14 protein-coding genes and 1 pseudogene are annotated in these 20,565 nt (G+C 59.6%); 14 read left to right on the top strand and 1 reads right to left on the bottom strand.

Annotated features, from left to right (window positions below; all coding sequences use genetic code 11):
* Window positions 1–128 precede the first annotated feature (128 nt).
* The 9 genes and pseudogenes from ACMUVN_RS25175 to ACMUVN_RS25135 all read left to right on the top strand — a co-directional run bounded on the left by ACMUVN_RS25175 (window position 129) and on the right by ACMUVN_RS25135 (window position 13,134).
* Window positions 129–1,508, top strand: a complete 1,380-nt coding sequence (locus ACMUVN_RS25175; protein WP_414815593.1) for a hypothetical protein — start codon at window positions 129–131, stop codon at window positions 1,506–1,508.
* A 171-nt stretch (window positions 1,509–1,679) separates the two neighbouring features.
* The gene (locus tag ACMUVN_RS25170) at window positions 1,680–1,832 is read left to right on the top strand and encodes a hypothetical protein (RefSeq protein WP_414815592.1); all 153 of its coding nucleotides are present in this window, start codon (window positions 1,680–1,682) and stop codon (window positions 1,830–1,832) included.
* Window positions 1,829–3,211, top strand: a complete 1,383-nt coding sequence (locus tag ACMUVN_RS25165; RefSeq protein ID WP_414815591.1) for an anti-phage deoxyguanosine triphosphatase — start codon at window positions 1,829–1,831, stop codon at window positions 3,209–3,211. The genes ACMUVN_RS25170 and ACMUVN_RS25165 overlap by 4 nt, the downstream gene beginning before the upstream one ends.
* Before the next feature lie 331 nt (window positions 3,212–3,542).
* Window positions 3,543–6,953 carry a type I restriction-modification system endonuclease gene (hsdR, locus tag ACMUVN_RS25160; protein WP_414815590.1) on the top strand — a complete coding sequence of 1,137 codons (3,411 nt, stop codon included), beginning with the start codon at window positions 3,543–3,545 and terminating at the stop codon, window positions 6,951–6,953.
* A gap of 80 nt (window positions 6,954–7,033) precedes the next feature.
* A pseudogene (locus tag ACMUVN_RS25155) lies at window positions 7,034–8,582 on the top strand (N-6 DNA methylase).
* Window positions 8,579–9,907 carry a restriction endonuclease subunit S gene (locus ACMUVN_RS25150; RefSeq protein ID WP_414815589.1) on the top strand — a complete coding sequence of 443 codons (1,329 nt, stop codon included), beginning with the start codon at window positions 8,579–8,581 and terminating at the stop codon, window positions 9,905–9,907. The pseudogene ACMUVN_RS25155 and the gene ACMUVN_RS25150 overlap by 4 nt, the downstream one beginning before the upstream one ends.
* A complete protein-coding gene (locus ACMUVN_RS25145) occupies window positions 9,900–11,165 on the top strand; it encodes a metallo-hydrolase/oxidoreductase (protein WP_414815588.1) in 1,266 nt (421 codons plus the stop codon). Before ACMUVN_RS25150 ends, ACMUVN_RS25145 begins: the two co-directional genes overlap by 8 nt.
* A gap of 167 nt (window positions 11,166–11,332) precedes the next feature.
* A complete protein-coding gene (locus ACMUVN_RS25140) occupies window positions 11,333–12,202 on the top strand; it encodes a GIY-YIG nuclease family protein (protein ID WP_414815587.1) in 870 nt (289 codons plus the stop codon).
* Between the two features lie 8 nt (window positions 12,203–12,210).
* Window positions 12,211–13,134, top strand: a complete 924-nt coding sequence (locus ACMUVN_RS25135; protein WP_414815586.1) for a restriction endonuclease — start codon at window positions 12,211–12,213, stop codon at window positions 13,132–13,134.
* 42 nt (window positions 13,135–13,176) lie between these two features.
* Here ACMUVN_RS25135 and ACMUVN_RS25130 read toward each other — a convergent pair whose 3' ends face one another.
* Window positions 13,177–14,097 (bottom strand): HNH endonuclease, encoded by a 921-nt coding sequence (locus tag ACMUVN_RS25130; RefSeq protein WP_414815584.1) that lies wholly within the window; start codon window positions 14,095–14,097, stop codon window positions 13,177–13,179.
* Between the two features lie 364 nt (window positions 14,098–14,461).
* On the opposite strand from ACMUVN_RS25130, the gene ACMUVN_RS25125 reads away from it, so the two are divergent.
* The 5 genes from ACMUVN_RS25125 to ACMUVN_RS25105 all read left to right on the top strand — a co-directional run bounded on the left by ACMUVN_RS25125 (window position 14,462) and on the right by ACMUVN_RS25105 (window position 20,547).
* Window positions 14,462–15,688, top strand: a complete 1,227-nt coding sequence (locus tag ACMUVN_RS25125) for a hypothetical protein (RefSeq protein WP_414815583.1) — start codon at window positions 14,462–14,464, stop codon at window positions 15,686–15,688.
* Between the two features lie 346 nt (window positions 15,689–16,034).
* Entirely contained in the window at window positions 16,035–17,141 is a 1,107-nt protein-coding gene (locus ACMUVN_RS25120) for a hypothetical protein (RefSeq protein WP_414815582.1), read from the top strand.
* 115 nt (window positions 17,142–17,256) lie between these two features.
* Window positions 17,257–17,802, top strand: a complete 546-nt coding sequence (locus ACMUVN_RS25115; protein WP_414815581.1) for a hypothetical protein — start codon at window positions 17,257–17,259, stop codon at window positions 17,800–17,802.
* Entirely contained in the window at window positions 17,795–19,774 is a 1,980-nt protein-coding gene (locus tag ACMUVN_RS25110) for an AAA family ATPase (protein WP_414815580.1), read from the top strand. Before ACMUVN_RS25115 ends, ACMUVN_RS25110 begins: the two co-directional genes overlap by 8 nt.
* Window positions 19,771–20,547, top strand: coding sequence for an ATP-dependent Zn protease (locus tag ACMUVN_RS25105; protein ID WP_414815579.1), 777 nt, complete (start codon window positions 19,771–19,773; stop codon window positions 20,545–20,547). The genes ACMUVN_RS25110 and ACMUVN_RS25105 overlap by 4 nt, the downstream gene beginning before the upstream one ends.
* Window positions 20,548–20,565 lie beyond the last annotated feature (18 nt).

Genomic DNA, 20,565 nt, shown 5'->3' with positions numbered 1-20,565 from the left:
GACTCGCGCCTCAGGGGCTGTCATCGTTTTTGTATTTTGCTAAAGGGAGTGTACGTTGAAAACGCTAATCATCGTTGAGGTGTTGGGCTTGAGTAGAGAGCGGCTACGTGAGTGAGTATCGAAACCCGATGCCGGATTTCCGCAAGGACTACAAGCTTGATCGGCTGGCCGAGCATTTCAACGTTGCCCAATTCGTAAGCTTCGCACCGTCGCAGACTGAGCCGACCCAGCAATACTGTAGGCTCGCCAACCTTCCAGAGAACACGTCGTTCGCGTCCCTGTCATCGGCACTTCAGGCATTGTTCGAAAGGAGCGTCGATGGCACCGTCAACGTCCGTAGTTTCAGTGAGGCAGAATCTCAGAGCCGTGAATTCCTGTATGCGTTGAAAACCGTCGACGAAGCAGAATCGGCGATCAAGCGCATCGCACGCGAGGGCGCTTTTACCATTGCCAACGAAACCATCGATGTATCCGATGGTGGCGTTTCGGGAGTTGCGATGGGTGGTCTGGTCGAGTTTCGTCCGGACGCTACGCCGCGCGGTGTAGAGCGTCCAGGCTTTGCGAGCCTGCCCACGACGTGGGCGACGCAGCTCTTCAAAATCGTCTACGGTTTTGACCCTGCTCTGGACGCCAGCGAAAATGCGCGGATCGAGTTTAGCCTGCATCCACGCGCCCGGGGTTGGCGGCAGACGAATACCATCTTCTGGGAATATGGTGAGGTCGACAATTTCGAACGAGCCGCGGATGTTCGATGGCCCAACGATTTTAGCCGGCTGATTGGTGACAAGGTCTATGGCCTTCTCATCGGCCACATCGCTGGCCTGCCTGTTCCTCGTACCACGGTCATCTCGCGTCGCGTCGCGCCGTTCATATTTGGCAGCGACACCGGGACCGCAGAACAATGGATTAGAACCAGTCCCTTTGTTCAGATTCCAGGAAAATACACGACTGCCCGCGGCTGGCATGACCCGTTCCGCTTGATGCAAAACGAAGACCCTGAAGGTGCGGCCCTCGCGTCAGTGCTCGCTCAACAAGGTGTCAAAGCCGAATACTCGGGCGCGGCCATCGAGGCTTCGGATGGCGAACTGATCATTGAGGGGACAAAGGGCACGGGCGAGGGGTTCATGCAGGGCAGTGTGGTGCCGCAGCCCCTTCCGAGCCATGTCCTTGACGCCGTCAACGCGACCCACGCGGAACTACGTCGCGTACTTGGCAATGTACGTTTCGAATGGGTATTCGACGGAAACACTGCGTGGGTCGTACAGCTCCATATCGGTGTCAGCCAGTCGCTCGGTCGGGCGATCGTACCAGGCGAAGCAAACGAATGGGTTGTTTTCGACGTGAAAAACGGTCTGGAGGCTCTCCGACAGTTTGTCGCAAGCTTGGCGCAGGATACGGGCATCTATCTGAATGGAAACGTCGGTCGAACGAGTCACATCGCGGACGTGGTTAGAAAAGCGGGAATTCCAACGCGCTTAATGGAGTCGGAAGATGACGGAAAATCTTGACGGCGTGGGGGAAGTAAGCGTGGCTGGGGTTGCGCCACTCAATTTTTCGTTCATTCCTTTCAAAATTCTATTGACATACCAAGCACGTGAAAACGTGAACGAAACATAAACGAATTTCATTTATAATGATTCTGTAGCACTGATTTGGTGGTTGGCACACAGGAGGGAAGCATGGCTTACGCAGCAGTAATTGACGTCAGAGAAATAGCCGAGAAGAAAATGGCCACATTTAAGGCGGCCATGAAGCAGCGGGAAGAGCGGCTTGCAAAGGAAGCTGCCAAAAACGCTAAAGCTGAACAGAACAAGACGCGCGATCCCAAGTGAGCACCGGTCAGTTGTACGTCGATGGGGATTTCGAGCGCCCGGCCGAAAAACCCGATGCCCAGCATAAAGAATGGCGCACCCACATAAAGCGTGACTACGGGCGTATCGTGCACAGCGCCAGCTTCAGGCGTCAGCAAGGGAAAACGCAGGTATTCCCGGGACACGAGTCGGATTTCTTTCGAAATCGACTGACTCACTCTCTCGAGGTGGCGCAGATTGCCGAAGGTATCGCTGACCGCCTTAACATCGTCTACAACGACCAGTTAGGCGGCCAAGAAATCGATGGTCGCCTTTGTGCTGTCGCTGGGTTGGTGCATGACATTGGCCATCCACCGTTCGGCCACAATGGCGAACGGGCACTCGATGAGCAGATGCTGGAGTTCGGCGGCTTCGAAGGAAACGCACAAACACTTCGCATTCTTAGTCGCTTGGATAAGAAGGTGAAGTACGCTGAGGCCGTCGGTGGAGATGATCGTGCAGGTTTGAACCTTTGCTATCGGACGCTCGCATCGATCCTTAAATACGACACGGCGATTCCGAAGAAGCGGCCAGAAGGAAGCAAGCCTGTCAAGGGCTATTATGAATCCGAGCAGGTGATCGTGGACGCGATCAAAGAGAAGGTTCTGCGCGGAAAGAACCTGCCTGGAGGCGAGAAGTTCAAGACCATCGAATGTCAAATCATGGATATCGCAGACGACATCGCATATTCGGTCTATGATCTTGAAGACAGCCTAAAAGCTGGGTTCTTGACGCCAGCTACGATCTTTGCTTCGAACGATAAACTGCTCGAGACGGTCGTCGCAGCGGTCGCCAAACAAATCGGCGAACCAGTCACGAAGGAAGATATCCTCACGACTTTCCTGGAAGTTTTCCATGAAATGATCCCTGGTGAGGGAGAGGACGATCCCCTTCAGTTTTTCATAAAGGCGAGCCAGACCTCTGATCAGTTCTGCAGCAATGGTTACGTCCGAACGGAAAAGTCGTCCAGCCTGGTCCATGAATTCATTAACGGGGTGGAGTTCGAGTTCAATCCGGAGTTTCCTGCTCTGTCCAAGGCTTGGTTGAAGCCGGATGTGCGCAAGACGGTAGAGGTGTTGAAGCAGTACACCTTCAATGCGATCATCTATTCGGCACGCGTAAAGCTCGGAGAATATCGAGGCACGGAACTCGTATCGGACATCTTCAAGGCTTTGAAGGCCGACAAGGGCCACCTGCTGATGCCTGATGACGTCCGTGAACGTTATTTGGATGCAACAGATGACGAGACTAAGGCCCGAACGATCTGCGATTTTGTCGCTGGGATGACGGACCGGTATGCCGTGGAATTCTGGGCGCGTCTACGCTCCGACGGCGCGGAAAGCATCTTCAAATCGGTTTGATTCTAAGGGGCAATGATGCCCTAGCGACTAAACTTGCAGTGTCAACCATACCCAATGTGATCGTGGGCGGCGCTTCGTGCTCCCAGCGGAGCAGATGTTGTTGAATTCGATAGGTGGCCTCTGTGCTCGGCCCTTTTGCCACCTACGATATCGACTTCACGAACATTACAATTGCGGCTTTTGGAGCTAGAGGAAATAATTTCCGGATTCGGCCCAAGTTGTCTCATGGTCTCAATTCACAACCGCTGAAAGCTTGCAACTCCAATTTGCTCACCCCGTCAACCTATGGCATGTTTCGATCTAGGGTATTGCGAAGCATCTGGGTGGGGCATTGTCGGCGAATTTCGATCATCTGAAGGAGATCAGCCCTGAACTCCATCGCCTCGGCGTGCTTGCGGAACGGTTCTTTGCCGAAGATGCCAACACCTCGTTGATCAAAGGCCGTCAGTTCGGCGAATACATGGTCAAAGAGATCGCAGCTCTTTCCGGCGTTTATGATCCGACTGCGCGCGAGACCACGCACGATCTGCTTCGACGACTAGCGGCACAACAGGTGCTGCCGCGCGAAGTGTCGGATATTTTTCACGCAATCCGGAAGCGAGGCAATGATGCGGCGCATAGCTTGGCCGGATCGCCAGCGGAAGCGCTCGCCGCATTGAAGTTCTGCCGCGCCCTCGGTGTCTGGTATCGCCGTACCTACGGGCGTGACCCGGATTTCAAACCAGGTCCTTTCGTTCCTCCCAAGCCGTCGTCCGGCATTGATCAGACGACGAAGTCCGAACTTGAAGCGCTTCGCCGTCAGGTGCAGGAGGCAGAACAGAAGCTCGCCGCTGCGCATGCTTCAGCAGAAGAGCTTGCCAAGGCTCGTGCGGCTGCTGAAGAGCTGGCTCGTCAAGCGGCTGCAGATAATGCGGTTTGGGAAAAGACGGCTGTCGAGATGGAGGCCAATCAGGCCTCACTTTCCCGCAAGCTGGCAGAGCTGCAGCAAGCGGCCGAGGTACAGCCTCAGCAATTGCAGATGGAGTTCAAGCAGGCCGGCCTGCAGGCTGCAAGCCGCCTGGAGTTGGACGAGCGGCAGACTCGTCGCCTGATCGATGTCCAGCTTATGGATGGTGGCTGGGAGGCGGACAGCGATCGCTTGAGCTATCAGAAGGGTGCGCGTCCGGAAGAAGGGCGTAATCTGGCGATCGCCGAATGGCCGTCGGATGGCGGACGCGCCGACTACGCCCTGTTCGCCGGCCTTACCTGCATTGGTGTCATCGAGGCGAAGCGCGAGAGCGTGGACGTTCCCTCGACCCTGCAGCAGGCAGAACGCTACGCCCGCACAATTGATCTGCCTCTGGAGCATCGCCATCCCCATGGACCGTGGAAGCACGGGCTGGCCGATCCCTTCCGCGTCCCCTTGGTCTTCGCCACCAATGGCCGCCCCTTCGTGCGCCAATGGCAGACCAAATCAGGCATCTGGTTTTGCGATCTGCGCCGCGATGCCAACCATCCTCGACCGCTGACGGCCTGGTTCTCGCCCAAGGACCTGATCGATATCCTGGAGACCGATCTCGACGCCGCAGCACAAGGCCTTGCCGAGGAAAGCTTCGGCAAGGGCAGAATGCGTCCCTACCAGGAAGAGGCGATCGCCGCGATCGAGGACGCTGTCGTTGCCGGCCAACGCGATATTCTCGTGTCCATGGCCACCGGCACCGGCAAGACGCGCACCAGCATTGCGCTGATGTACCGCCTGCTGAAGCACAGACGCTTCCGCCGCATCCTCTTTCTGGTCGATCGCAAGGCGCTCGGCAAGCAGACGGCCGACGCCCTGGAGACGACCGAGATCGAGGGCCTCTTGAACTTCGCTCAAATCTACAAGGTCGCAGGCCTGGACAAGAAGGTGCCAGAGGATGAGGACCAGGTGCAGGTCGCGACCGTGCAGTCGCTGATCGCCCGCATCCTCAACGAGCCGGATCCGGCAAAACGCCCGACGCCTGGCACGTTTGATTGCATCATCGTCGATGAGGCCCATCGCGGCTATACGCTGGATGCGGAGCTGCGCGAAAGCGATATCGGCTTCCGAAACCTGGATGACTACCAGTCGGCCTATCGCCAGATCCTCGATTATTTCGATGCCGTGAAAGTGGCGCTGACGGCCACGCCCGCGCTCCATACCCGCGAGATCTTCGGCCACCCGGTCTTCCACTACGGCTATCGCCAGGCCGTCGTCGAAGGCTACCTCAACGACCACCTGCCGCCAAAGCGCATCACCACGGCGCTCTCTGAGGCCGGTATTCATTTCGAGGGTGGCGAAGAGGTCGAGATCATCGACCGCACGACCGGGCAGATCGACCTGTTCGAACTCCCGGATGAAGTCTCGCTTGATTATGACGTAGCCGATTTCAACAAGCGGGTTTATTCGGAGGCTTTCAACCGCATCGTCTGCAGGGCGATTGCCACCGAAATTCCGCCGTCAAAGCCGGGCAAGACCCTGATCTTTGCCGCCCGCGACGCGCATGCGGATGACATCGTGCGCCTGTTGGTGGAGGAGCTGCAGGAGGAGCACGGCAAGGACGCCGTGCCGCATAACATGGTGATGAAGATCACCGGCAATGTCGACAAGCCGGATGACCTGATCCTGAAGTTCAAGAACGATCCGTATCCGAAATATGTCGTCACGGTGGACCTGCTCACCACCGGCATCGACGTCCCCTCGATCTGCAATCTGGTCTTCGTGCGCAGGGTCAAGAGCCGCATCCTTTATGACCAGATGATCGGCCGTGCCACGCGGCTTTGTCCCGAGATCGGCAAGGAGCATTTCCGCATCTTCGATGCTGTCAATCTCTATGCCGAGCTGCAGGAAATGACGGACATGCGCCCCGTCGTCGTCAAGCCGGATATCGCGCTTGGCCAGTTGGTCACCGATCTCGACAAAGCGGAGACTGACGAGGACAAGAACTGGGTCGCGGGTCAGGTCATCGTGCGCATGCGCGCCATGGCAAAGCGCATGGACGAGGAAACCCGCGAGAGCTTCGAGCGCCAGACGGGGGAGGCGCCGGAACTGGCCGTACAGCGGCTCGCCACCCTCTCCGGTGTCGAACTGCAGGCATGGCTTGCGGCCCATCCCCGCGCCGTCGATCTTCTGGAGCGCCGCCCGCTGCGCACCGGCAACGGCGATGATGGCGTGGTCATCTCCACCCATGAGGACGAGCTACTGCGCATCGAGGAAATCTTCGGCAAGAACACGACGCCGGAGGATTACATTACCGGCTTCGAGCGTTTCGTGCGCGAGAACATGAACCAGGTGCCGGCGCTGATTGCCGTCACCCAGCGACCGCGTGACTTGACCCGCAAGGAACTCTCGGAACTCGCAGGCCTGCTCGACGAGAAGAACTATTCCGAAGCCATGCTGCGTGCCGCCTATGGCCGCGCCCGCAATGCCGATATCGCAGCCCATATCATCGGCTTCGTGCGGCAGGCGGCGCTGGGCGATCCGCTCATTCCCTATGCCAAGCGCGTGGAAGACGCGATCGGGAAGATCGAGGCCTCGCGCGCGTGGACGGTCAAGCAGAAGGAATGGCTGCGCCGCATCGGCCGGGCGCTGAAGGACAAGCCGGTGGCCGATCCGACTTTGCTCGATCAGGGCGTCTTTGCCGACAAGGGCGGTTTCAGGCGCATTTCGCAGGAGTTCGATGGCGGGCTGGAGGACGTGCTGCACGCCTTCAACGAGGCGATCTGGGGGCCATCCGCCGCCTGAACATACGCGCCTTCAGTTGACCCCCGCCATCCGCCCACTACAAACACGACACGCGATCCCTGATTTGAAAGAATGCCCCCATGAATGCCAATGCCATCGTCCAAAAACTCTGGCGTCTCTGCACCGTGCTGCGCAAGGACGGCATCACCTATCAGCAATATGTCACCGAGCTGACCTATCTGCTGTTCCTGAAGATGATGGCCGAGCGCAATCGCGAGACGGGCAGCCTGCCCAAAACCATGCGCTGGGCGGATCTGGTTGCGGCCAACGGCCTTGCCAAGCTGGAGCTTTACCGCAAGACGCTGGTGACGCTCGGTACTGTCAGCACGCGCCTCGGCAAGGACGATGCCCTCGTGCTGCCGCCCGGCGACAGCGCGACGTCGGAGGAGCGTAAGCGTTATGCCGATGCTCGGCCGCTGCCGGAGATGGTGCAGGAAATTTTCGACAACGCCTCCACCTTCATCCGCGAGCCGCAGAACCTCACGACGCTTGTCACCGCCATCGATGAACTGGACTGGTTTTCCGAGGAGCGCGACCAGTTCGGCGATCTCTATGAAGGCCTGCTGCAGAAGAACGCCGAGGAAACCAAGCGCGGCGCCGGGCAATATTTCACCCCCCGCGTGCTGATCGAGCTTCTGGTGCGCCTCATGCAGCCCAGGCCCGGCGAGGTGATCCAGGACCCCGCCGCCGGCACTGGTGGCTTTCTCATTGCCGCCGATCGTTTCATGCGTGCAGCGAGCGGCGACTATTTCGATCTCGACGGAAAAGAGCAGGAGTTCCAGAAGCGCCAGGCCTTCCATGGCATGGAAAACGTGCCGGGCACGCTGCGCCTGCTGCTGATGAACCTTTATCTGCACGATATCGATAGCGATCATGTGCATCTGGGCGATACGCTGTCGGACAAGGGAACGGCGCTCGGCCGGGCCAACCTCATCCTCACCAATCCGCCCTTTGGTCCTGCGGGCGGCGCACCGACCCGGCAGGATCTGTCGGTCACCGCGTCAGTCTCCTCCTACCAGCTTCCCTTTGTCGAACATTGCATCCGCGCGCTTCAGCCCGGCGGACGTGCCGCCATCGTCGTGCCGGATAACGTGCTGTTCGAGGATGGACGCGGCAAGGCGCTGCGCCAGATGATGATGGACTGGTGCGACCTGCACACCATCCTGCGCCTGCCGACCGGCATTTTCTACGCACAAGGGGTGAAGACCAATGTCATCTTCCTCACGCGCGGCAAGACCGAGACCGGCAATACCAAGGCCGTCTGGATCTATGACCAGCGTGCCCAGATGCCGAAATTCGGCAAGACGACACCGCTGACGCAGGCTCATTTCGAAGGGTTTGGACAGGCCTTCGGCAAGGACCCGCATGGCAAGGAGCGCCGACCTGACGAAGGCGAGCAAGGCCGCTGGCGCAAGTTCACCCGCGAGGAGATTGCCGCGCGCGGCGATAACCTCGATATTTCCTGGCTGCGCGAGGCGGAGGAAGAGGCGGAAGAAGGCCTGATCGAACCCGACGACATTGGCCGCCGCCATCCTCGGCCATCTGCAGGCCGCCATGCTGGAGATCGAGGCGCTGGTGGCGGAGCTGGATGGTGACGATGTCCTCACTATGCGGGAGCTAGCGGAGTGACACCCACCGTACCATCCAACTGGGGTGCGCCTGCCCTTGAAGAACTATGCATTTCGGTCAGTGATGGTGATCATCAAGCGCCACCGAAATCTGTCACCGGAATTCCCTTCATCACGATTTCATCGATAGCAGATGGAAAAATTGCTCTGGAGCGCGCTTCGAGGTTTGTTCCACTCGCCTATAAGGAAGCTTTGGAACCCAACCGTGACCCACAAACTGGGGACATCATTCTATCAGTAACTGGCTCCATCGGAAGAGCAGCGATCGTTGAGAACGCGACCTTTGTTTTTCAACGCCACATCGCGTTGATCAAGACAGCCAGTTCAATCGAACGAAAATACATCTATTACTTCCTCACAAGTCCGTCCACAGGGAGCCATTTGGAAGACTTGGCAACCGGAACGGCGCAAAAGACCCTTCCGTTGTCGAAACTCAGAACGCTGAGAGTTCCCCTCCCACCCCTGGCAGAGCAAAAGCGCATTGTGGCCAAGCTGGATGCGCTGAACGCGAAATCCGCCCGCGCCCGCACCGAACTTTCCCGCATCGAAACCCTCGTCTCCCGCTACAAGCAGGCCGTACTCAGCAAGGCGTTCAGCGGGGAGTTGACGAGGAAGGACTTGCGAGAGCTTGTCGCTCGCATCAAGGCTGGGAAAAACCTTCGGTGCGATGAAAGGCCACCACAACCGCACGAGAAAGGCGTTGTAAAGGTGAGCGCGGTGACATGGGGCGAGTTCCGCGCCGACCAGTCGAAAACGCTTCCCCCGGATTTCGAACCGGACGAGGATACTCGCATCAAGCCGGGTGACTTTCTGTTCTCGCGGGCCAACACGATTGAATTGGTTGGCGCGGTGGTTATCGTCGCCAACGCACCCGACAATCTGTACCTCAGTGACAAGATCCTGCGACTTGAGTTCAACGAACCCGTTGAAGCGTGGCTTCTGTGGTACCTGCGATCCCCGATGGGTCGCGAAGCGCTAATGAACATCTCCTCCGGGAACCAGCTTTCCATGCGCAATATCGGCCAGAAAAGCCTGCTTTCTCTGTCCGTTCCCTACACAGACGCGGCATTGAGAACCGAAATCGTCCGCCGCATCGAATCCGCCTTTGCCAAAATCGACCGGCTCGCCGTCGAAGCAAAGCGCGCGTTGAAGCTTTTGGGCAAACTGGACGAGGCGATCCTCGCCAAGGCCTTTCGCGGTGAACTGGTCCCCCAGGACGAGAATGACGAGCCGGCGGAAAAGCTGCTGGAGCGCATCCGCACTGAGCGAGAGGCGGCACCGAAGGCGAAGCGCGGGCGGGGAAACGGTAAGGGCTTAGATGGGTAGTTTCCTCACATCTGCGGTAGAATCGGAGGAACCGGTCAGTCTGATCGCGCGGCTGGTTCGCTCAGAACCCCTGATTAATGAAAAGCTGGTCCGCACGAAAGCCAATCGCGTCTCCTTCGAGTTCGATACGATAGACGCGAGGATGAGTGCCGATGAGGCGCTCGCCACCATCGCAGACAAGGCCGACCGATCTCGTCTGGCTGTGCTGAAGGTTTTGACGACCGCGGAGCACTTTCGATATCTGACGGATGCCGAGGAAGTTCGCGATGGCCAGTGGTACTTGATCACTTTATTGCCTCGAGGACGGCAGCCAGGTCCTTTCGCTTGGGCGTCCTCACTCGGCGATGGCGGATATGAGGAAAACGTGCCGCTGGTGCTGGATGAGATCCGCTATCTTTTTTCGGAGGGCGACAGTCCTCTGAGCCCAGTCGGAGCGGCCGTCGGAAATGAACGTGCTCTCGCACAGGCGATTGCGGAGGCATGCAAGTTTCCAGAAAGTGCAATTGGAAAGAGCCGAGCTGCGGGCAATCTACTCAGCGGCATAAGCACTCCCCACAAAGTTGTCGTCAGGGATGTGGGGCAGGCGAGCTTCTGCAGCGCCGTCGATACGCGCGGAAATGAACTGTTTCACTTGGATGCGGGCTGGCCGATCTCTTACAACAAGAAAACGGCGTCCAGTAAACCCAGGCTAAAAGTTAGCGATGTCCCAGTGATCCTGTCTCACTGGGATTGGGATCACCTTCATGGTTATCACGCAATTGTGGGCCTTGCTGGTAGTACCTGGATCGCACCAGTGCAGCGGCTTGGACCAGGCGCAAAACTGGTTGCTGAGAAGCTTGCCATCAACAATCGACTTCTGGGTGTGAGCTCCGCGAACGTGACGGCCGGCCCCCTGCGGCTCGGCCGCTGCAAGGTTAAAGCCGGCAATCTCAATCAAACGGGCCTCTGCGTTAGCGTCACCTTGCAATCGGGAAAGACGATCCTTTTCATGGGCGACGCTGACTACGAACTCACTCCGCCCAAATTGTCGAGCCTGCCTGACTTCGTCGTTGCAACCCACCATGGAGCCAAATTTAACGGGGCTGTAGTCTCGCCATATGGGGGCAGTGGCCTGTCCGTAGTTTCGGTCGGCAAAGGAAATGGCTATGGCCATCCCTCAAATGCAGCTATCGCGAGCCATTCAACTGCTGGCTGGTCGATAAGCTACACGTGCGAGCGGGATTGGGTGCCGCGAGGCAACAGGTACCTGGGGCCTTAGCTGGACCTTGATGACCCAAGTGGTTATGCGCCCCACCGGGTTCTGTTCCTCTACCGCCGACTTGCGCGACCGCAGATGAGGACGCTTCCTGCAGAGGCAACAATTGCGTGTATTCGACTGGGCGGCTACATACGACTCTGGGGATTGAAATCTTTTGGGGCGCGTGCATGTCGAAGGTCTTTTTCACCTATGTCTGGGGGAAACCCGGCAACCCCTGCTGGCCCTTGACCTTCGGCACCAAGGCGGCGCGAACGTTGGCGAAGAAGGCACTGTCCGAGGGCGACTACGTCTTCACCGTCGGCACCAGAGGTGAGCCGACCTTGCCGGAATGCAAGGGGCGCGTGCTGGGCCTCTACCAAGTCACCTCGCTCGAAGTGAACACGCAGGACTACATCGAGCAGATCAACAGCGAGGATGTCTCCGAGCGGGCCGTGACCGAGTTTCCTTACGCCCTCCACCCTATCGCGGTCTGGGAAATCGCCGACGAAAACAACGTATTTTCCAAGCTCGCAGGCCCGCTGACGGGCGCGCATCACATGCAGGCGCGTTCGACCGTCGTCGACCTCGAGGCGGAGATCGGCAACAAGCTCCTGGCACTGGACCGGCATCCGGTCATCCTCGCGGAACCCGCGACGATGCTTGGGCGTGGGCTCGTCGCGCTGAAGAACAGCAAGCTCGCACCGAAGCATGAGGGTGAGTTCACAGGTCGCTTCAGCGACCACGACATCTGGTACGTCTACGCGCTTGCCCTCAGGGACCGTCAAGGCCGCGACCTCGCTTTCAAGATCGGCTATGCGAGCGATCCTATGGCCAGGCGCGACGCCTACTGCGCTCCGCTGGCCGCCGAAGTTACGGGCCTCCGTTGGGAGCTGGCGATGAAACAGCCCACGTCCAATGAAGATGAGGCGCGCAGGGTCGAGCAGGCGCTGTTAGCACATTTCACTAGGCACAAGCTCGCCAGCAATGGCGAGATCGTTAAAGGCCCGTCACAGTCAGATATCATGTCGACCATGGCTGTCATCCTGCGCAAGAATTGAGGCGATCAATGATCCCCGACTACCAGACTCTGATGCTCCCGGTTCTGCGCCTCGCCGCCGAGGGTGAGACACGGGTGGCAGCGGTCGCCGAGCGCATCGCCGATGATCTGGGTCTGACGCCGGAGGAGCGTGACGAGCTTCTGCCGAGCGGGCGCCAGCGTCTGCTGCACAACCGCATTCACTGGGCAAAGTTCTACATGAGCAAGGCCGGTCTGATCGCTTCGCCCGCGCGAGGCCGCTTTGTTGCGACGGACAGGGGCAAGGCGCTGCTTGTCACGGCGCCGGAGCGGATCGATGTAGCGCTCTTGATGCGCGAGCCGGAATTCCGCGAATTCTACAGGAACGAAGGTGGCGCCACCGAACAGGAAGGCGCAACCGTGAAGTCGAGCGTCAGCGGGCCTGCAGCGACGACGCCGGAGGAGCAGATCGACGCAGCCCATGCGGCATTAATGGCAGCTTTGCGCGACGAACTGCTGCAGCGCATCCTCTCCAGCAGCCCGGCCTTCTTCGAGCAACTGATCGTCGATCTCCTGGTTGCCATGGGCTATGGCGGCAGCCACAAGGACGCCGCCGCCCAACTTGGTCGCTCCGGCGACGGCGGGGTTGACGGCATCGTCAATGAGGACCGCCTCGGCCTCGACCGCATCTATGTCCAGGCTAAACGCTATGCGCCGGGCAATCCGGTGGGTCGCCCGGATGTCAACGGCTTCGTCGGAAGCCTTGTCGGCCTCGGCGCCACCAAGGGTGTCTTCGTCAGCACGTCGACCTTCAGCCAACCGGCTCGTGACTATGTCAAGCACCTTGCGCAGCGGGTCATCCTGATCGATGGCCGAGAGCTGGCGGACCTGATGATCGAGCACGGCGTCGGAGTGCGGGGCTATCGCACGGTCGAGTTCAAGCGACTCGATGAGGATTTCTTCGGCGAGGAGTGATGGCGGGATCTCGTTACCGGACCGGAAATCAGTTCCGCTGCTTCACCCCTTGAACACGTCGTTGCGATGATACTGCAGGAACTGCGAATGAGGCCGTTCGTCGAAACGTGACGGGACCAGCAGACGCCGCTCCGGATTGATCAGCCGAGTGATGGTGTCGGGGACGCCACCGTCGGCAATCAGCAGGCTGTAATCATCATCGACCGTGATCAGTCCGCGGTCGAACATCCAGTGTACTGTTCCTGACAGCGCGAGGCCGTTGCGAACGCTATCCGGGCCGCCGTCGGCGACAGGTCGAATGTGGGCGGCCTGGACCTCGGAGCGTCCGCCACCATTAATCAGTTTGATGCCCGTGACAGCGCAGGTGTCGTGGTAGACGGTCTTGATGGCCGCGGCGAAGGCTCGGTCCCGGAAAGGACGGTTGACCACCTGCGAGATGATCCGTCGATCGAAACTGTCGACTTCAAAAGGCGCCTGAGGATTGTCCGCAAAGCCGATCCGAGCCTCTTCTGCCGGGTCGGGCGTCGGCCGCTCCCTATTCCGGTGACCAAGCACATGAGCGAAGCCCGCAGTCAGGATGAGGTCGTACTCGGCGTCAGGAACATTTCGTACCGCTCGACCGAACGCGCCCTTGTTGGTCGAGCCGTCCTCCTTGCGCAGGCCACTCTCGTAGTAATGGTCCGCTTCCTTAAACGGGACCGCGTGATCGAAGGGCAGGAAATCCTCGATCAGCGCATAGAAATGATCCGGTGTCGCCGGATCTGGAATGATGTTGACGATCCGGGCCGTCGCGAAATAAGCCTGCTTGCCACCAGACTTCATCAGGTCGCCGCTCGGACGCCTGGGTTCATAGTAGATTATCCAGTCTCCGAGAGCGGCTTCGACTTGACGCAGATAAGTCCGCGGAAAGTGATACCGCTGCTCCGGCAGGTCGTCGTAGGTCGGGTCGATCTTGGTGGTCAAAATGGCCTTCGCCATCGGATGGACGTGCTCTCTCGCTGGAAAATCGGGCTCTCTCGAACTTGCTACCAGGTGGCAGGCTGACGTGAAAGAGCCCGAGTGAGTGTCCCTTTCCGGCCTCGTTTGCGTGATGTGAATGCACGTATTAATTGTTTGCTTTACTTGGGTCTCCCGCAAGCAAGATTCCGCGCCGGTGCGATCGAAGCGGCAAAATTCATAGTATTATAAGTACTTATTTCGATACATTACTTGGCTACATTTATTTACAAAAACCATAGATTGGTGGTCTTGCAGGTTGATACTTGAGATAATGGAGGGGTAGAAGCGAATATGCTTTTACGATCATTCCTCTTACATGGAGTTACCCATGACAAAGACTACCAACGCATTCGCTCTCCCATCCGCCGCTCGCACGTTCTACGAAGCCAACGCTGTCGCAGAAGACATCAAGAACCAGCTCGAAGAGACGGCCATGTTCCTCATCAGCGTTTCGCGCCGTTCGACCGAAGAGACCTTCAAGCTCGGCGAGCATCTTGAACGCGCAGCCGGGCTGCTCCCGGAAGTAACCTTGGAAAAATGGGCTGTGGAGCGCTGCGGTTATACCGCGCGCCACGTCCGAACCCAGCGCGCGGTGTTTCGTAACCTGCGTCGCTACAAGGACATTCTGGTGGAACTGGCCGTCGGTCCGACGGTTCTTGGAAAGTTGAGCGCTGCTGAGCCCGAGCAGATCGAACAGGCCATCGGCATTGCTGCCCAGAACGGCAAGCTCAGGGTGCAGGACGTCGCAGCGATTATGGCCGGCTCGAAAAACGAGGCCAACGCAAAGCCGCAGGTCGATCCGTACGATGTTGGCGGCATTGACGGGCTGAAGGCGATCATTGCGATCAAGGTCCGGGATGGCCTCAAAGCCTTCATCGGGCATCTCGAAGAAATCCGCACGCATGTCAGTGAGGCGTTGCCGAAGAAGAACATCGTCAAGAAGACGCTCGCTGAAAAGACACATCTGACGGCACGTCTTGCGCACAAGGAACTTGAAAGTCTGGCGCAGTTTGTCATGCCGCATTCCAATGCGGCATACGTGATCTCTTGCACGCCCCTTCCTCGAAAGTCTCGCTGGGCCGAGGTAAGCGGGCTGCTCTACAAGATGGGTAGCGAAACGACGTGGCCGGATAAGGGCGAGCTTCGGGCCTGGTTGGAAACGGAAGTCGTACCGATCCTGGAATGGGCCACCTCCAAATCCAGCGCCCCGGCTTGGCCTGGCGCTGAAACCAGTGAAGCGCCGAGCGCGAATGTTCCGGTTGAGGTTGGTGCGGACCGGCCGGTTCCTGCGGATGTCAGCGGCAGCCCTGATCCGGTTGTCATGGGTATCCCCTCGGTAGAGGAAAGGATGGAGTCTATCGCTGCGGCTTTTGGAGCTACTGCCACGATAGAAGCGCCTAGGTCCAAGCTCACACTGGAGGATGACGTTCCTTCCGTCGCTGAGGCTCTTTCCAAACCCGGAAAGCACGTGACGCGTCCGGAGATCGTCGGCCGGATCAAGTCCGCGTCAGGCACTGCGACGAAATCGGCAACACCGCCGACCGCCGCGGCATGATGCGCTTGGCCTAAGACTGGACGGCCGGAAACCCCGGCCTTCCCATAGATATCGAGAGGGCCGCTTGTCGGCCCTTTCTCATGCTCGGCTTTAATCCGCAGTTGAACGGCAACGTTCGTAGGCTGCCAGTCCGCTGAAGATCGAACGCGAAGCGCCATTGTGGCCGTGAGCCCACCGTTAACCTTGTACCGGCTTTGTTCTTTTTTTGCCGATCGGGTGCTTGAGCCCGGTCGCCGGTCCTGCCAGGTTAGGGCCGTTCGGAAGACCGGACACAAAGCGGCCCAAGCCGATGCTACCAACATCGACAAGGGCCTGACCCTCAGCCTTCGTACAAAGGAATCGGGCTATGAGCACGTTTACATCTGCACTCCCCATTGGGGAAGTTCTCCGTTCGACCATCAACACCCACGCCGGCGCCGTCGCTTCGGCCGCCGGATTGCGCGAGCGCCCCTTCGGCTTCAGCCGCGCTTCGGTTCATGCAACGGCTTCCGTTAGCGAACCGGCTGCGCTGCGCCGCCATCCGCACATCGTTCGCCTTCGTGACGTCGAGGCCGATCTCGATCTGCTGATCGATCGCGCCATTGCGGCGATTGCAGACGGCGAACCGGTTGAAGACGAGATCCTCGGTCACTACGTTCACATCGCGTCGCTGGTCCGTGCGGTATCGTTCCGGGAAGGCAAGCTGCTGGAGCAGGCGGTCGAGCGTCTGGCGAAAGCCAATCCGAATGTCACGGTGCTCACCCAGTCGCTCAAACTGCCGCTGGTCAAGGCCGCGCTCGAAGCCGTTTCCGGCAACGACTGGTCTTGCCTCGATGGCATCAAGCTCGACTGCGAGGCGCCGGCCAAGGGAAGTTATACACCGGACCTCATCGTCGTGAACCGGGCACGCCACACCGCCTACATCCTCGACCTCAAGCGCTCGCTCGCCTCCTACGGTGACACCAGTCGTCTCGAAGAACTGAAGATGAAGATGATGGCGTCGGCGATGGTTCTGCCGGATTGGCTCTACAAGAACCACAAACGCCTGATGGTCGACACGGTCGAGGTCGCCATCGTCGATGGCGCCAGCCGCCCGAGCGACCACGCGACCGGTATCTGGGCTCTGTCGGAGATCGACGACCTGTTGGATATCGATGGTGTTGCTGCCTGCATGGCTGAACTGCGCGCCCGCTTCGGCCGCCGCGTTCAGCAACTTCTCGAAGCGGAAGCCCGCAAGGCGCTTGGTGTCGTGGAGGCGGTCGTGTCGAATGCGGCGCCTGCCTCGGCTATGCCAGGCAAGCCGCTGATCGCGTTGAACGGTCCGGCGCGCGGCTACGAGGAAGAGCAGGCGATTGCCGCGCGGGACGAAGACGATAGTGATTACGATCTCGGTTGCTTCGACGAGGATCAGGACGACGAACCGGAACCGGTCCGTATCCGGATTGGGTTTGCCCGCCGTCCCCGCCGGCACTGATCGGCCGCTCGTCCGACGGCACTGATCGCGGCCGCGCCGTGAGCGCGCGGTCTGCTTCCCCATTCTTCCATTCCATGAAAGCCGGATGCCGATGGGCTCCGGCGAGGAGACAGTCATGTCCATTGATACCCACAGCCCGACTGTGGCTGGCTTCCATTGCGAAGCGGTCACGTTCGATATCGTCCGTTCGAAGCCCTGCGATCACAGCAGGTTGGCGAATGTGCCCCACCTCCATTCCGGCGACACCAGGATTGGGCATCGTCATGGTGACGATCCGGCGGTCCTGATCGGCCTGGCGCTTGCCTTTGTCCGGCAAGGCCCTCTTCTGGATGGCATTGTGCCGGAGCCTCTGATGCTGCGGTTGAATGCACTTGCCGATGGTGGCAACCCGGCATGCCGCATACTGCTCGACTGGCTGCGAAGCCGCAACCGGGATCTCGGTCGGTCCCGGAATGAGCATTTGACCCAGTTGGCCCAAGTCATTGCTTCGGCTGAGACCTACCGGCTGCGTCGTTCACCGCGCGAGCGTGTGTTGGCGGCTTCCACCAAGTTTGCCCATCGCGAACGTCGAAAGCGCATCCGGACACGGCCGCGCGATCCAGCGCAGAACCCCGAAACGGCAATTTTTGCCGCGGAGACCGGAGGGCGCGCCGATGGATAAGGTCGCCCGTCTGTTCATCCGCCGTCTTCGGCATCTTGCCCGCCGCGAGGCGCGCCGGATCGCGCTGCGCAACGGTCTGGTGGAGGGCAAGATCGTGGATGTCGAAGGTCATCTGCTCTTCCGCTACACACCGGCCTTCGATACGACAAGGCTGACCGGCAATCCGGGCCGGGATGGTGCCTGGTTCCGGCAGAACTTCGGTGCTTGGCTTGTCGCGCCGAAGGAGAATAGCAATCCGGCTTCTGGCACGGGTGGCGATGTTGCCGTGACGATGAAGATCAGCGACGTGAAGCCCACCTCGCCGCTGGTTGCCTTCCCCCGCAAGCGCCACGGCGCAATCGCAGAGGAGGTGACGCTGGCCAACGGCATCGATCGGCGCGCTTACGCGGTCGGCCTTGTGGATCGGGCAGCGGCAACGCCGCTGGTCAGTCATGTCGTGACGGCCCTTGTGTTGGCGCGCGCGGTACGGAGTAGCGGCAGATCGCTTCGGGAGATCGTTCACACCCTGATCCATGTGACGCCGGTCATCACGCTCCACGCGCCGCTGGATGGCTTCGAGCGGGAAGTGCTGCGGCTCCTGGAGAAATCCGGGCTGGTGCCTGGCGGTCCCTTCGCGATCATCGACGCGGACCACATGTTCGACGACAACCACTTCGATGTTTACGAAGGAGAGGTTCGCAAACGTCTTGTGGTGTTCTCGGGCGCCGGCGTGCATCGCGTCACGGGCAACGCCTTGCGTCGGCGGATGATCAGCGCGCTGTCCCGCGACTTTCCCATCCTTGCCATCGCCGAAAAGCGGTCGGACATTCCCTCCCTGCTGCGCATCTCCGCCGATCTGTCGCTGGAGACGGGAAAGCTTGATCGGAGGTTGGTCGCTGATCTGGTCGACGTGCTCTATCCGGACACGGTGATCGAGAGACTGGGGCTGCCGTCGGATTCCGATGCGCGCTGGTTGTCGCTCGAGGACCTGGTCCTTGCCTTTCGTCCGGGGCGGCATGTTCGGGACGCCCTGTCTGTCGTTGCCACGCTTATCGAACGCAATCGCGGAGACTTCGAGGAACAGGACGGCGATGGCGGCGGGGGTGGCGAAAAGGCATCCGGGTCGGGGCCTTCCAACACCCCCACGGAGAAACCCCAAGGGTCGGGCGATAAGCCGAAGCCTTCCGAGAGTGAGGGTAGCGGTCGCTGGAAGAAGGACAAGCCGTCAGGTGCCGAAGTGATCCAGCCGGAGCCTCTACCGACGCCCGCCGAAATCGGACGGAAATCGCCGGTGACCGTCGAAGCCCTTTCCGGATATGGCAAGGCAAAGGACTGGGCGCTCGATCTCAAGGCTGATCTGGACGATTATCGGGCCAGCATCCTTTCCTGGTCGGAGATGAGCACCAAGCTGTTGTTGTCCGGCCCGCCCGGTACCGGCAAGACGACCTTTGCCCGGGCGCTGTGCAACAGTCTGCAGATTCCGTTGGTCGTCACGTCCGTTTCCACCTGGCTGCAGGGCGGACATTTGAACGATGTGATCGACAAGATGGCGAAGACATTCATCGAGGCCCGGGCCATGGCGCCGGCAATCCTGTTCATCGATGAGATCGACGGCATCGGCAAGCGGCAGTCGGCGGAGCGGGAGTACTCAGACTATTGGAATGCCGTTGTCAACAAGGCGCTCGAACTCCTCGACGGTGCGGTCAAGAGCGAAGGGCTGATCATCGTCGGCGCAACCAATCGGCCGGATGACATCGACGCGGCCATCAAGCGATCCGGGCGGCTGGAGACCCATATAGAAATCTCCAAGCCAGACGTGCCGACGCTTGCAGAAATCCTGGCCCATCATCTCGGTGATGACGTGCAATCGCTTATCCGGGAGCGGATCCCGGACGTCCGGCCAGAAGCCGACGATGGATTCTCCCTCAAGAAGCTCGTCGCCGACCATCTGAGAGAAGAAGCCGAAAGGGAACGCAAAGGAGCAGGTCGATGACAGCGACGCAGAACACCAACACGACGGAAACGCCGGCAGCCGTGCCGCAGGGCAATTCCGTCGACGTGATCCTGAGGCGTCTCGCCACGCGCGCGATGGGTCTGACGGGCGCGGATATCGAACGCATTGTCCGCGAGGCGCGGTTGAAGGCGCGTCGCGGCAAGCGGGAGATCAGCTACGAGGATATTGAAGAAGGTATCCGCGGCAATCGTCCGCCTGTGCCCTATGACCTGCGCTGGCGCTGGGCTTTCCACGAGGCGGGACATGCGGTTGTCCATCATGCCCTCGATCTCGGTCCCGTCCGCGGTCTCAATATCGATACCGGGCAGGGTGGCTACAATCTCGTCGGCTTCCACCTGTGGGCGACCGATACCCGTGACTGGTACGAACACATGCTGACCATGCTCATGGCCGGGCGGGCTGCCGAGGCGCTGGTGCTCAAGCGCATATCGAGTGGCTCCGGTGGCACCGACGATAGTGATCTGGCGCGGGCCACGCGGATCGCCTTCGATATGGAACGGACCCTTGGCTTCGGGACCGAGCATCCGCTGCTCTATCGCCCGCATCGCGATCCGGGCGAAGTGTTCGGTCGTGAACCGGAACTGATGGTGCGCGTTCATGCAAGGCTGGACGCGGCACTCGACCGGGCGGCGGTGATTCTCAGGAGGCGCAGGTCGACCTTTCATGCCCTGGCGAAGGCGCTGTTCGATGCACAGGCAATGGATGAGACAGCGGTGATGCACATCCTGGCAGACGGTGATCTGCCGCCCTAAAGCTGATAGTCATGCGGC

This window comes from Rhizobium sp. IY2 (assembly GCF_047532935.1).
Classification (GTDB): Bacteria; Pseudomonadota; Alphaproteobacteria; order Rhizobiales; family Rhizobiaceae; genus Rhizobium; species Rhizobium anhuiense.
The sequence above is the reverse complement of the archived record's forward strand: the minus strand, read 5'-3'. Positions and strand labels throughout refer to the sequence as shown.